A 13,485-nucleotide genomic window follows, 5' to 3' on the forward strand; every position below is an offset into this window, starting at 1 on the left:
CGACCGGGAGGTCGTGGGAGAGTAGGACGCCGCCGGACATTCACACTGTTAAGGGCCACCCCACACCGGGGTGGCCCTTAACATTTTGCACAGACAATAGCTGTGCAGGCAGATAGCCGTGCAAACAGATAGTCGTGCAGACAGATGGCTGTGCAGACACGTGGCCGCGCCCGGCACGTCCCCCGAGGGGCATGACCACGCGCCATCAGGCTGCACCGCACGACCTCACAGCTCCGCACGCCGGCGAACCGGCAGCTCGCACACATCCGCTCACGCGCATTCTGCTCGCGCACTGACCAGACACGACACAGCGGCCGTGCCCGCCGCGCCACAACCCGCCTGCCGGCACCACGTTCCTGCCTCGCGCGACGGTCGAGCCCGCGCCTCGTACATGCATGCTCACGCGTCGACCATGTACGACGCAGCGCCCGCGCCTGTCGTCCCCAGCACGACGTTCCTGCCTCGTTTTCCACACTCGGTCGGCGGCTCGTACACACGCGCACGCGCCGACCAGGTACGACGCGGCGGCCGCGCCCGTCGTCCCCAGCACGACGTTCCTACCTTGCTCCACACTCGAGCGGCGGCTCGTACACACGCGCACGCGTCGACCATGTACGACGCAGCCGCCGTGCCCGTCGCGCCACAACCTGCCAGCACCACGTTCCGGCCTCGCACGACGGTCGAGCCGGTGCCTCGTGCACGCATGCTCACGTGCCGACCACTTATGACGCAGCGGCCGCGGCCGTCGTCGCTCGTCGTCACACAGCACGACGTTCCTACCTTGTCTTCCACACTCGAGTCAGCGGCTCGTACACGCACGCGCATGCGTCGACCACGTACGACGCTGCCGCCGTGCCCGTCGCGCCACAACCCGGCAGCACCACGCACCTGCCTCGTACGCCTGCGCTCACGCGTCGACGACGTACAGCGGCCGCGCCCGTCGTCCCACAGCACGACCTTCCCACCTCGCCCCACACGCGAGCCAGCGGCTCGTACATGCACGCGCACGCGCCGACCACGTACGCCGCGGCGGGCGTGCCCGTCGTGCACAACCTGGCAGCATCACATGCCGGCCGCGCGACGGTCGGGCCGGGGCTTTTACACGCACGCGCGACCAGGTACGGCGCAGCGGCCGTGGCTGTCGTGCCAAGCACGGCAGCATGACTTTCCGGCCTCGGGCGACGGTCGAGTCGGTGCCTCGTACAGGTGCGCTCGCGCGGCGACCACGTATGACGCGGCGGCCGCGCCCGTCGTCCCGCGGCACGACGTTCCTACCTCGTTCCACACTCGAGCCGGCGGCTCGTGCATGCACGCTCACGTGCCGAGTAGCGGCCTACCTTGGATGAGCAGCTGCCGCGCCAGCATGCCAATGGCGCGGGCGAGGGTGAGGACAGTTCACGCACTTTGCCCGGATCTTGGACATCGGGAAGTAAGTCCAGTGATTTAGTCTAGTTTCGATCGTGTGGAACCTGTCGTATATCGGGGGTCGTCCTGCTCAGGTGGGTGGGGCGGCTACCGAGCCGCGTTCGATCAGGGTTGGGGTGAGGGTGGTGCGGCGGACTCGGCGGTTGGTGTCGACGGCGGAGGTTACGCGGGAGACGACGTGGGTGACCAGGTCGTCGAGGGGCCAGTGGAAGGTCGACAGGGGTGGCGTGAGGAGTTGGGACATCGGCTGGTCGTCGTAGCCGAGCAGGGACAGGTCCTTCGGGATGCGCAGGCCGAGTTCGCGGCTGGCGGCGTACACACCGAAGGCCATCGAATCGGCGAGGGCGAGGATGCCGGTCGGGCGGCTGTCGTCGGCGAGCAAGGCACGGGCGACGTCAGTCGCGCCGATCAGGTCGTGCGGGCACTGCAGCAGGCGGAGCTTCAGGCCGAAGTCGATGGCCACTCGCTGTGCGATCACCTCGGCGGGGCGCTCGACCTCGAGGCGGCGGGTCGGGCTCAGGACGGCGATGTCGCGGTGGCCGGCGTCGGCGAGGCGGCGCAGGGCCGTGGTCACGCCGGTCTCGTTGTCGAGGATCACCTCGGACTTCGCTTTCGCGCCGGGCAGTTCGTCACCGATCGCGATCACCGGGACCTCGCGGGCGATCTCGGCCCAGGCCTTCGCGGCCGGATCGATCGGGATCACCACGATCGCGTCGGCGCGATGGTCGACCAGGTGCTGGGCGAGCTCGAGTTGGCGGCCGGCGTCGCCGGCGGAGTCGATGATCCAGGCGTTCCGGTCCGGCGCCAGGAGCTCGCGGCCGAGGGCGGCGGCAACGCGTTGTTGCCAGAGGTCTTCGAGCGAAGCGCACAGTACGCCGATCGAGCCGCTGCGGCCCGAGGCGAGCGCGCGGGCGACGGGGTCGGCCTGGTAGCCGAGGCGCTCGGCGGCGTCCTGGACTCGCTGGCGGGTCTCGGGTGTGCCGTGCAGACCGCGCAGTGCGTACGACACTGCGGCCATCGAGAGCCCGGTCTCGGCGGCGATGTCCTTGAGGGTTGGCCTCCGGCCGGTTCCGGACATGTCCACGACCCTAGCCGCCGCCACGGACAAATCCAGACGACGCCGCCGACCGGCCCCGACGTTCACCCCCCAGCTCGCCGGTTGGCAGGTGTGATGCCGGTGGGGGAACGGGCAACCTCGAGGGTTGACCACCCGAAGGGTCGGGCGGCGCCGGGGATGCGGGCGGGCGGTTGCGCGGATGGTGGGGTCGGCGGGCGAGCGAGCGGTGGTGCCGCGTGCCGGGCAGGCGGGGCCGAGCAGATGGTGGGGTGGTGACCGGGATGGGGTGGTTGGTGTCCGGCGGGCGGGGGCGGGACTTGACAGGCGATGCTTTGAAGCGCTTCACTCTAGTCGTACCGAAGCGCTTCAATCTGATCAAACCGGCGTGAGGAGGGCCTGATGATCGACGTTCATCAGCACCTCTGGCCGGAGGCGTTCGTGGATCGGCTGCGGGCCCGTCGCGAGCCGCCGTACCTCGACGGGTGGACGCTGCACTGTGCGACCGAAGCGCCGTACGAGGTGGATCCGGCCGCGCACGAGCTCGGCAAGCGGGTCGCGATCGAGCAGGACGCCGGTACGACGCTGGCTGCCGTGTCGCTGTCGAGCCCGCTCGGTGTCGAGGAGCTGGGCGACACGGAACTGCTCCAAGCCTGGCACGACGGCGCCGCGGAGTTCCCCGGGCCGTTCCGCGCATGGGCGTCCGCGGATCTGCGAGACGCTGATGCGAAAGGGCTGGAAACCTTGCTGGACAAGGGATTCCTGGGTCTGCAGTTGCCTGCCCATGTGCTCACCACCCCGAGTGGCTGGGAGTTGCAAGGAGAGTTGCTGCGCGCCGCCGAGCGCAAGAACAAACCGATCCTGGTGCACCCCGGTAAGGCGCGATCGACTGATGCGCCGGGTTGGTGGGCGCCGGTCGTCGACTACACCGCACAGCTGCAGGCCGCGTGGTGGGCGTGGCATGCCTTCGGTGGGCGGCGGGAGTTCCCCGAGCTGCGGCTGTGCTTCGTCGCGGCGGCTGGTCTCGCGCCGGTGCATCATGAGCGGCTGACCGCGCGGGGTGGCCGGCTCGGCACTATCGATCCGAATCTGTTCGTCGACACCTCGAGCTACGGCCCGCAGGGGATCGACGCGGTCGCGCGGGTGCTCGGCATCGACCAGGTGGTGCACGGCACCGACCGGCCGTACGCCGACGCCGCCGACCTCCGCCAGGGCGACGCCGCGACCGCGGTGATCCGCCACGACAATCCGCACCGGCTGCTCTTCGGCAGCCGGACATCTCCTGAGAGGGGAGTGCAGTGACTGCCCAGCCAATCGACGTACCCGACGTCCCGGCGCGCCAGGCCAGCCGGCTCGTGGAGCTCAACAACTGTTTGTCGCTGGACGACCTTCCGGGCCGCGACCTGACGCCCGCGGAGTTGGCCGAGCTGGCCGCGTCGATCGCCGCGCAGCCGCATCTGTGGGAGGACCAGGTCGCGTACAGCGATGAGGAGCGGGTCTTCGCCTCGCTGCACCGGGACGCGAACGTCGACGTGTGGCTGATCTGCTGGACCCCCGTGAACGACACCGGCTGGCATGACCACGACGTCTCCTCCGGTGCGGTCGCCGTCGCCCACGGCAAGCTCGTCGAGCACAACCTCGCGATCGGCACCGACTCGATCGAGACCGAGGTGGAGGCCGGTGACGTGTACGGCTTCGGCCCCGACCACATCCACCGCCTGACCGGCCTCGACAAGGGCAGCGTCACGGTGCATGCCTACAGCCCGCCGCTGTGGCGGATGGGGCAGTACTCGGTGAAGGACGGCGTACTGCGCCGGGTCTCCGTTTCGTACGCCGACGAGCTCCGCCCCATCGACTGACAAGAACAGATCACCGAGGCCGGGCCCAACTGGGTCCGGCCTCGTTCACGTGAGGCTGTTGTTGATGAACGCCAGCGTCCGAGCCTCGATCCGGCGGAGCTCGGCCGCGGGCGCGTCGCGGAGCGGTCCCTGGCCGGTGAGGACAGCCGTGCCGTGAACGATCGACCAGATCGGGTACTCGATGCCCTCGCGTCGCTGCGGATCGAGGACGCCCGCCGCTACCAGCTCGTCGAGCGCGTCGCGGAGCAGGCCCAGAGGAGTCCCGTTCCGCTCGTCGTAGCCATGCTGCTGGGGGACCGCGAACGCCGTCGCGAACAGGCCGGGTTCCTCGCGAGCGAACTCGAGGTACGCCGTCCCGATCGCGGCCAGCCGGCGTTGCGCCGCGCCGGCCCCGCCGCGGACCCGGCCGATTCCCGCGGTCATCCGCTCGGCCAGCGCGTTCATCGCCGCGCTGCACACCTCGGCGAGCAGCTCGTCCCGATCGGCGAAATGCCGGTACGCCGCGTTCGGTACGACGCCGACGATCCGCGTCGCCTCCCGCAGTACCACGGCGTCCGGACCCCCGGTCCGCGCGAGCTCGAGACCGGCGGCGACCAGGCCGGCGCGGACGTCGCCGCGCGGGCGCCGTCGGCGCGGGAGCGCTGCTTCGGGGTCGTTCACCGGCTCAGGATAACAATGTGGACACTGTCCACTAAGTCGAGCTAATGTGGACAGTGTCCACAAAGGGAGAGACCATGATTCCGTACCGGACGGGCACGGCCCGGCGAGGCATCGAGCAGGCGCTGGTTGCCGCAGGCAAAGATCTGGACGGCTTACGCGCCGAGGATCTCGCGCTGCTGGAGGACTACCACACCGGCGGACGGCTCGCGACCGTCCAGTTGGCCGAGCTGATCGGCATCACCGAGACCAGCGCGGTGCTGGATGCGGGTGCCGGCATCGGCGGCACGGCGCGGTACGTCGCGTCGAGCTTCGACTGTACCGTGACGGCCGTCGACCTGTCGGACGAGTACTGCGAGATCGCCGCATGGCTCAACCGCCTCGTCGGCCTCGACGACAGGATCGACGTACGACAGGCAGACGTGACCGCGCTGCCGTATGACGACTCGAAGTTCGACGTCGTGTTCAGTCAGCATGTCCAGATGAACGTGGCCGACAAGCGTCGTCTCTACGACGAAGCGCGGCGCGTCCTGCGGGTCGGCGGTCGACTGGCGCTGTGGGACATCACGGCCGGCGACGGGCGCGAGATCGACTACCCGATGCCGTGGGCCGACGGAGTCGAGCACTCCCACCTCGCCGCACCGGACGAGCTGCGCAAGGTCCTCGAAACCGCGGGACTCACCGTCGAGCACTGGGCGGACCTGACCGAGACGATCGCGCCCCTGATGCAAACGATCCAGTCGCTCCCGCCGGCCCCGCTCGGTCTGCAGGCGTTCGTTCCCGACTTCCGAAAGCGGCTCGAGAACCTGACCGCCGCACTGACCGACGGCCGCGTCCGGGCGATCCAAGCTGTCGCCCGAAGAAATACCTGACTAAAGTCAGAGAATGGGCGTGACGGAGGTACGGCGGTTCAACCGGTTGGTGACGCAGCGGGTCGGGGCCTTGCAGGAGGACTACCTCGCGCGCGGCCGGCCGCTCGGGGAGGACCGGTTGCTGTGGGAGATCGGGCCGGACGGGTGTGACGTGCGTTCGTTGCGCGCCCGGCTCGATCTCGACTCCGGGTACGTGAGCCGGTTGCTGCGGTCGCTCGAACGCGCCGGACTGGTCCGGGTCGAGCCCGGCGCCGCGGATGGGCGGGTCCGGATGGCGCGGTTGACCTCCGACGGCCTCGCCGAGCGGCGGGTGCTGGACGCACGCTCCGACGAGTTCGCCGCCGCGATTCTGGAGCCCCTGAGCAAGGGCCAGCGGGAGCGGTTGATCGCGGCGATGGACGACGTCACGCGGCTGCTCACGGCGTCGATGGTGCGGGTCGAACTGGTGGACCCGCGGCTGCCGGCGGCGCAGTACTGCTTGGCGGAGTACTTCGCCGAGCTCGGGCGACGCTTCGACGCCGGCTTCGACCCGGCGCGCAGCATCTCGGCGGACAACGCCGAGCTCACACCGCCCGCCGGTTTGTTGCTGCTGGCCACACTTCACGGGGAGCCGGTCGGCTGCGGTGCGCTCAAGCTGCACAGCGACGAACCGGCCGAGATCAAGCGCATGTGGGTCTCGCCGGACGCACGAGGCCTCGGACTCGGCCGCCGCCTGCTGGCCGAGCTCGAACGTACGGCGGCTGCGCACCGCGCACCCGCCGTACGTCTGGAGACCAACCACAACCTGACCGAAGCCATCGCGCTCTACCGGTCAGCTGGTTACCAGGAGGTTCCGGCCTTCAACGCCGAGCCTTACGCCCACCACTGGTTCGAGAAATCTCTCAACGCCTGAGTTGACCGAGGAGGCCGTGGGACTCGTCGTCGGGGCCCGCGGAGAACCACAGGACGTCGGTGCCCCCGGTCGTGGCGGTGCCCTGAAGGAGAGCCCAGAGGCCGTCGATCGCCAGCGTCTTGCCGTTGCTGCCGCGCAGTTGGCCGGCGAAGTGATAACGGCCGTACGACGGGCGGAACACGCTGATGTGCCCGTCGCCGAAGTTGCCGACGAACAGCGTGCCGGCCGGCAGACCCCAGGCGGCGGGGGCCAGCGCGAGACCCCACGGGGCGTTCAGTGTGCCGCGGGACGCGACGCGGGTGATCAGCCTGCCGCCGACCGAGTAGACGTCGACGAACCCGCGGCCCGGCCCGGCGATCTCGTCGTTCGTCTTGGGGTCGAGCAGCGCGTAGGCGACGAAGATCCGCCCGTTCAGCGTCTGCACGTTGAAGGGTGCATAGCCCCTGGGCAGCCGGACGTCGCGGAACGCCCAGCGCGGCAGCCTCACCGGGTGGAACGAGCTGTCGAACACGTCGATCCGCTTCTGCGCGAAGTTGGCGGCGTACAACCGGTCCCCTGATCTGGTTGTCGCGAGCGCCAGCCCCTTGTAGACCGCCCCTGGCGTCGTGGCTTTGATCTCGGCCGGGCCGATCAACGCGTCGACCTGGGGGCTCCAGGCGGCGATCTGACCGGTTTCGGTGGCGAAGATGAACCGGGCCGGCGCGCTGGTGGTGCCGTTGCTGAGCACGAAGCCGGTGCCCGGGTTCGACACCTGCCCGGTCGGCGCCGGCATGGTCACCCGGACGGTAGGCACCTTGGTCGCGGTGTTGGAACCCGGTGCGGACGAGTAGAGCGTGGATGACGACGTACCGTTGTTCGACGACCACAGCGGGGTGGTCGCGCCGAGCGACAGCCCCCACGGGTTGACGAGGTCGGCGTCCTGAAGTGCGGCTTTGCCGGCCTGGTCGGAGACCAGGTTCACCTGCTGTACGACGAGCGGTGAATGGGACCGGTGTGCGTCGGCCGTGGCCGGGGCGATCAGCGCAAGACCGCTGACCAGCGCCGTCGCGACCGCGAGTGGCCGGCCTTTCGAGCGCAGTGACATGACACTTCCCCCTCGATAGGTATGTGCGGGACACCCTTCGATACGCCTGGATCGGCGATGCGGTTCAAGGCCACTCGACCAAAAAGTGGTTATGGAACGGATACCGCCGGAATCGATAGCGTCGGGGGTATGAGGATCCGCGTGGTTGATGCGTTCGCCGACCGGCCCTTCACCGGGAACCCGGCCGGGGTCTGTGTGCTCGAGGCCGGGGACTGGCCCGACGAGGGCTGGATGCGGTCCGTGGCCGCCGAGATGAAGCACGCGGAGACCGCGTTCGTCCGGCCGTCGGCGGGCGCCGAGGCGGAGTGGGACCTACGCTGGTTCACGCCGACCAAGGAAGTGGTGCTCTGCGGGCACGCGACGTTGGCGACCGCCCACGTGCTGGCCGCGGACGGGAAGGTGGCCGGGAAGACCTCGTTCGCGACGCTGAGCGGGGTTCTGGTGGCGGACGTCGCCGACGACGGGATCACGCTGGACTTCCCGGTGAACCGGCCGATCGAGGATCCGGTGCCGGAGGGGCTGGCCGCCGCGCTCGCGGTCGAGCCGCAGCAGGTCTACGTCACCGGCGAGCTCCGTGACCTGCTGGTCGTCGTTCAGGACGAGGCGACGGTGCTCGCGGTCGTGCCCGACTACGACGCGATCGCCGGGATCACCCAGCGCGGGAACCTGCGGGGACTGATCGTGACCGCGCAGGGGACGGAGTACGACTTCGTGTCGCGCTTCTTCGCGCCCGCGAGCGGGATCCCGGAGGACCCGGTGACGGGGAGTGCACACACGAGCCTGGCGCCGTACTGGGCCGAGCGCCTCGGGCGGGACGAACTGGTGGGCTACCAGGCGTCCGCCCGAGGCGGTGTCGTCCACGTCGTACCGGCCGGGGACCGCGTCTACCTGAAGGGCCGGGCGATCACGGTGCTCGACGGGGAGTTACTGGTCTAGGCCCAGGTCTCGGCGTGGGTGGCCACGCCGTTCGGGGCGATCAGCTCGGTGACGACGTCCTCGGCGTCCGCGTCGAGCGGCTCGAACGGCTGCTCGGGTACGACGTACGCCCGGGCGCCGGCGACCATCTCGATACCGGGCAGCTCGAACCAGGCCTCGCCGACCTCACGGCTGATCTCGTAGATCGCCTGCTCGGCGGAGTCGACCGGATCCCGGTCGCCGGACTCGTCCAGCTCGGCCGGGTGCCGCTCCTGCGCGGCGCGACCGGCCTCCAGCAGCGCGTCCAGGTCGACCACGCGCAGGTCGAACCGCGAGACGACGCTGATCACCTGGTCCTGCTCGACCTCCTCGTCCTCGTCGTCGACCGTGTCGTCCAGCAGCAGCGGCGCCGTACCGGTGTGCTCGAAGACCGCGTCGTTCCAGTCCTCGACCACGCCTTCGAGCGCGGCGTTGTGCTCGAACAGCGTGGTGTGGTCCTCGTCGCCCGTCATCGCGAGCAGGGCGTCGGTGTGTGCCTGGAGCCGCTCGGCGAGCTTGCGGCTCGCCTCGGCGAGCGCGGTCCGGGTCTCCGCGGAGAAGAACTGCTCGGCGGTGGCGGGCGTGTCCAGTTCAGTCACGTGTGTGTTCTTCCCTTGTCTGTCGGTGGGAATGCCAGGCGTAAGTATGTGAGAAGCCTGTGAGAGCTGTGTCAGCGGGTGTGAGAGCCCTGCGAGAACCCTCCTGACCGGGCAGCTAGCGGTGTCCAGTTGAACCCATGAGCACATTCGTCGTGAGGTGTCGCCGTCATGGGTGACGTCGTCTACCTCGCACTCATCGTCGTCGTGTTCGCGGCCGTCTGGTCCGCGCTGCGCGGAGTGGAGAAATTGTGAGCGCCGAGAACATTGCCGGCCTGGTCGTGGCCGCTGCTCTGGTCCTCTATCTGATCGCCGCCCTGATCTTCCCCGAGAGGTTCTGATGTCCGACACCGCGGCCGGCCTGTTGCAGGTCGGCCTCCTGATCCTGTGCCTGGCGGCCGTCTACCGGCCGCTGGGCGGGTACATGGCTCGCGTCTACACCTCCGACAAGGACCTGCGGGTGGAGCGGGCGACGTACAAGCTGTTCGGCGTCGACTCGAAGGCAGACCAGACGTGGGCGGTCTACGCCCGGTCGCTGCTCGCGTTCTCCGCGGTCAGCGTCGTCCTGCTGTACCTTCTCCAGCGTCTGCAGCACTGGCTGCCGCTGTCGCTCGGGCTGCCGAACGTCGAGTCCGGCCTGGCGTTCAACACCGCCGCGTCCTTCGTCTCGAACACCAACTGGCAGAACTACGTGCCCGAGGCGGTCATGGGCCACCTGGTCCAGTTCGCCGGTCTCGCCGTCCAGAACTTCCTGTCGGCAGCCGTCGGCATGGTCGTCGCGGTCGCGCTGATCCGCGGGTTCGCCCGCGCGAAGACCGATCGGCTCGGCAACTTCTGGGTCGACCTGACCCGGACCACGCTGCGGATCCTGCTGCCGATCGCGGTGGTCGGCACTGTCGTGCTGGTCGCGACGGGCGTTGTCCAGAACTTCTCCGGCGGGCATGAAGTCACCTCGGTGGTCGGCCAGACCCAGCACCTCCCGGGCGGACCGGTCGCGAGCCAGGAGGTCATCAAGGAGCTCGGCACGAACGGCGGCGGCTTCTACAACGCCAACTCCGCGCACCCGTTCGAGAACCCGAACCCGCTGTCGAACCTGTTCGAGATCTTCCTGCTGCTGGTCATCCCGGTGTGCATCACCCGGACCTTCGGCCTGATGGTCAAGGACAAGCGGCAGGGGTACGCGATCCTCGGCGTGATGGGCACGCTCTGGGCCGCCTTCACCTTCTCCGCGACGTTCTTCGAGACCCAGGGAGCCGGTACGGCGACCCAGGCCGCCGGCGCCGCGATGGAGGGCAAGGAGACCCGGTTCGGCGAGTGGGCGTCGGCGCTGTTCGCGACCTCGACGACCGGTACGTCGACCGGCGCGGTGAACTCGATGCACGACTCGTTCACGCCCCTCGGCGGCGGCACGGCGCTGTTCCACATGATGCTCGGCGAGGTGTCGCCCGGCGGCACCGGCACCGGGTTGTACGGGATGCTGATCCTGGCGATCCTCACCGTGTTCGTCGCGGGCCTGATGGTCGGGCGCACACCGGAGTACCTGAAGAAGAAGATCACCGCCCGCGAGATGAAGCTGGTCTCGATGTACATCCTGGCGACGCCGACCGTCGTCCTCGTCGGCGCCTCGCTCGCGATGGGACTCGCGGTGGCGCGGGCCTCGATCCTCAACACCGGCAGCCCGCACGGGTTCTCCGAGGTGCTGTACGCGTTCACGTCGGCCGGTAACAACAACGGCAGCGCGTTCGCCGGCCTGAGCGGGAACATCCCGTTCTACAACACCGCGCTCGGCCTGGTGATGCTCCTCGGCCGGTTCGTACCGATCGTGCTGGCGCTGGCCCTGGCCGGGTCGCTCGCCCAGCAACAGCCGGTGCCGGTGACCCAGGGCACGCTGCCCACCCACAAGGCCCTGTTCGTGACGATGCTCGTTGGCGTCGTCGTGATCGTGACCGGCCTGACCTACTTCCCCGCATTGACTCTTGGACCCCTCGCGGAGGGACTGTGACCACGCTGACGACGCCGCCCGTCTCGAAACCGGCGGCGACCCCGAAAAAGGCAGCTTCAGGCCTGTTCGACCCGAAGATGCTGCTCACCTCGCTGCCGGACGCGCTGCGCAAGCTCGACCCGCGGGTGATGGTGCGCAACCCGGTGATGTTCGTGGTCGAGGTCGGCGCGGTCGCGTCGACGATCTTCGCCGTCACCGACTCCAGTGTGTTCGTCTGGTGGATCGTGGTCTGGCTCTGGCTGACCGTGATCTTCGCGAACCTCGCGGAGGCGGTCGCGGAAGGCCGGGGCAAGGCCCAGGCCGAGACGCTGCGCCGGGCCAAGACCGAGACCACCGCGCGCCGCCTGACCGCGGACGGCGGTGAGGAACAGGTACCGGCCACCCAGCTGGGGCTCGGCGACCTGGTCGTGGTCGAGGCCGGCCAGATCATCCCCGGCGACGGTGACGTCGTCGAGGGTGTCGCGTCGGTCGACGAATCGGCGATCACCGGCGAGTCGGCGCCCGTCATCCGTGAGTCCGGCGGCGACCGGAGTGCGGTCACCGGCGGTACGAAGGTGCTCTCGGACCGGATCGTCGTGAAGATCACGACCCGGCCCGGTGAGAGCTTCATCGACCGGATGATCGCGCTCGTCGAGGGCGCATCGCGGCAGAAGACGCCGAACGAGATCGCGCTGAACATCCTGCTGGCCAGCCTGACGATCGTCTTCCTGATCGCGACCGTGACGCTGCCGACCTTCGCGAACTACGCGCACACGAACCTGAGCCTGGTGATCCTGGTGGCCTTGCTGGTCTGCCTGATCCCGACCACGATCGGCGCGCTGCTGTCCGCGATCGGTATCGCGGGTATGGACCGGTTGGTGCAGCGCAACGTGCTGGCGATGTCCGGCCGTGCGGTCGAGGCGGCGGGGGACGTGAACACCCTCCTGCTGGACAAGACCGGCACCATCACGCTGGGCAACCGGCAGGCGGCCGAGTTCATCCCGGTGGACGGCGTGTCCGACACCGAGCTGGCCGACGCGGCGCAACTGTCCAGCCTCGCCGACGAGACGCCGGAGGGCCGGTCGATCGTCGTACTCGCGAAAACGGGCTACGGGTTGCGCGAACGGCACACCGGAGAGTTGCCGCACGCAACCTTCGTGGAGTTCACCGCGCAGACGCGGATGAGCGGTGTGGACGTCGACGGCCGGCAGGTCCGCAAGGGCGCCGCGGGCGCGGTGAACAACTGGATCGGCCGGCACGGCGGTACGACGGATCCGCTGCTCGGCGAGATCGTCGACGGCATCTCGGCCTCCGGCGGCACACCGCTGGTCGTTGCCGAGAGCATCGACGGGACGGCACGCGCGCTGGGCGTCATCCACCTGAAGGACGTCGTCAAGGAAGGGATGCGGGAGCGGTTCGACGAGATGCGCCGGATGGGCATCCGGACCGTGATGATCACCGGCGACAACGCGCTGACCGCGAAGGCGATCGCCGACGAGGCCGGGGTCGACGACTTCCTGGCCGAGGCGACGCCCGAGGACAAGATGGCGCTGATCAAGAAGGAGCAGGAGGGCGGTCGCCTGGTCGCGATGACCGGCGACGGCACGAACGACGCCCCGGCGCTGGCGCAGGCCGATGTCGGCGTGGCGATGAACTCCGGGACGTCGGCCGCCAAGGAGGCCGGCAACATGGTCGACCTCGACTCGAACCCGACCAAGCTGATCGAGATCGTCGAGATCGGCAAGCAGTTGCTGATCACCCGGGGCTCGCTGACCACGTTCTCGATCGCGAACGACGTGGCGAAGTACTTCGCGATCCTGCCGGCGCTCTTCGCGGCGGCGTACCCCGGGCTGGACAAGCTGAACATCATGGGCCTGCACTCGCCGCAGTCGGCGATCGTGTCGGCGATCGTGTTCAACGCCCTCATCATCGTGCTGCTGGTGCCGCTGGCGCTGCGCGGCGTCCGGTACCGGCCGTCGTCGGCGTCGGCGATGCTGCGCCGCAACCTGCTGGTGTACGGCGTCGGCGGCCTGATCAGCCCGTTCGTCGGGATCAAGCTCCTCGACCTGGTGATCTCGCTGATCCCCGGTCTCCGCTGAAAGGTAGTTGTC

At 69.2% G+C, this 13,485-nt stretch carries 12 protein-coding genes; 8 read left to right on the top strand and 4 right to left on the bottom strand.

The window, feature by feature from the left end; all coding sequences use genetic code 11:
* Positions 1–1,495 precede the first annotated feature (1,495 nt).
* On the bottom strand, positions 1,496–2,503 hold the full coding sequence (locus tag AB0I12_RS18770) for a LacI family DNA-binding transcriptional regulator (RefSeq protein WP_359930918.1): 1,008 nt from the start codon (positions 2,501–2,503) through the stop codon (positions 1,496–1,498).
* 378 nt (positions 2,504–2,881) lie between these two features.
* On the opposite strand from AB0I12_RS18770, the gene AB0I12_RS18775 reads away from it, so the two are divergent.
* Both AB0I12_RS18775 and AB0I12_RS18780 read left to right on the top strand, forming a co-directional pair.
* On the top strand, positions 2,882–3,781 hold the full coding sequence (locus tag AB0I12_RS18775) for an amidohydrolase family protein (protein WP_359930921.1): 900 nt from the start codon (positions 2,882–2,884) through the stop codon (positions 3,779–3,781).
* On the top strand, positions 3,778–4,338 hold the full coding sequence (locus AB0I12_RS18780) for a cysteine dioxygenase family protein (protein WP_359930924.1): 561 nt from the start codon (positions 3,778–3,780) through the stop codon (positions 4,336–4,338). The genes AB0I12_RS18775 and AB0I12_RS18780 overlap by 4 nt, the downstream gene beginning before the upstream one ends.
* A 45-nt stretch (positions 4,339–4,383) precedes the next feature.
* Here AB0I12_RS18780 and AB0I12_RS18785 read toward each other — a convergent pair whose 3' ends face one another.
* Entirely contained in the window at positions 4,384–4,998 is a 615-nt protein-coding gene (locus tag AB0I12_RS18785; RefSeq protein ID WP_359930927.1) for a WHG domain-containing protein, read from the bottom strand.
* Between the two features lie 74 nt (positions 4,999–5,072).
* Between AB0I12_RS18785 and AB0I12_RS18790 the strand changes: the two genes are divergently transcribed.
* Both AB0I12_RS18790 and AB0I12_RS18795 read left to right on the top strand, forming a co-directional pair.
* Positions 5,073–5,867 (top strand): class I SAM-dependent methyltransferase, encoded by a 795-nt coding sequence (locus tag AB0I12_RS18790; protein ID WP_359930929.1) that lies wholly within the window; start codon positions 5,073–5,075, stop codon positions 5,865–5,867.
* 13 nt (positions 5,868–5,880) lie between these two features.
* Positions 5,881–6,759: a bifunctional helix-turn-helix transcriptional regulator/GNAT family N-acetyltransferase gene (locus AB0I12_RS18795; RefSeq protein ID WP_359930932.1), complete on the top strand. Its 879-nt coding sequence runs from the start codon at positions 5,881–5,883 to the stop codon at positions 6,757–6,759.
* Here AB0I12_RS18795 and AB0I12_RS18800 read toward each other — a convergent pair.
* Complete coding sequence (locus AB0I12_RS18800; RefSeq protein ID WP_359930934.1) at positions 6,749–7,843, bottom strand: TIGR03118 family protein; 1,095 nt, start codon at positions 7,841–7,843, stop codon at positions 6,749–6,751. The two genes, AB0I12_RS18795 and AB0I12_RS18800, sit on opposite strands and share 11 nt — an antisense overlap.
* Positions 7,844–7,972: 129 nt before the next feature.
* Here AB0I12_RS18800 and AB0I12_RS18805 point away from each other — a divergent pair, with 129 nt between their 5' ends.
* Positions 7,973–8,779, top strand: a complete 807-nt coding sequence (locus AB0I12_RS18805) for a PhzF family phenazine biosynthesis protein (protein WP_359930937.1) — start codon at positions 7,973–7,975, stop codon at positions 8,777–8,779.
* On the opposite strand, the gene AB0I12_RS18810 is transcribed toward AB0I12_RS18805, so the two are convergent.
* Positions 8,776–9,396 (bottom strand): hypothetical protein, encoded by a 621-nt coding sequence (locus tag AB0I12_RS18810; protein ID WP_359930940.1) that lies wholly within the window; start codon positions 9,394–9,396, stop codon positions 8,776–8,778. The two genes, AB0I12_RS18805 and AB0I12_RS18810, sit on opposite strands and share 4 nt — an antisense overlap.
* 248 nt (positions 9,397–9,644) lie before the next feature.
* Between AB0I12_RS18810 and kdpF the strand changes: the two genes are divergently transcribed.
* The 3 genes from kdpF (at position 9,645) to kdpB (ending at position 13,473) form a co-directional block, all read left to right on the top strand.
* On the top strand, positions 9,645–9,734 hold the full coding sequence (gene kdpF / locus AB0I12_RS18815) for a K(+)-transporting ATPase subunit F (RefSeq protein ID WP_137256202.1): 90 nt from the start codon (positions 9,645–9,647) through the stop codon (positions 9,732–9,734).
* Positions 9,734–11,395, top strand: a complete 1,662-nt coding sequence (gene kdpA / locus AB0I12_RS18820) for a potassium-transporting ATPase subunit KdpA (protein ID WP_359930943.1) — start codon at positions 9,734–9,736, stop codon at positions 11,393–11,395. The genes kdpF and kdpA overlap by 1 nt, the downstream gene beginning before the upstream one ends.
* A 62-nt stretch (positions 11,396–11,457) precedes the next feature.
* On the top strand, positions 11,458–13,473 hold the full coding sequence (gene kdpB / locus AB0I12_RS18825) for a potassium-transporting ATPase subunit KdpB (protein ID WP_359932120.1): 2,016 nt from the start codon (positions 11,458–11,460) through the stop codon (positions 13,471–13,473).
* Positions 13,474–13,485: the final 12 nt, after the last annotated feature.

The organism is Kribbella sp. NPDC050459 (assembly GCF_040655315.1).
Lineage (GTDB): Bacteria > Actinomycetota > Actinomycetes > Propionibacteriales > Kribbellaceae > Kribbella.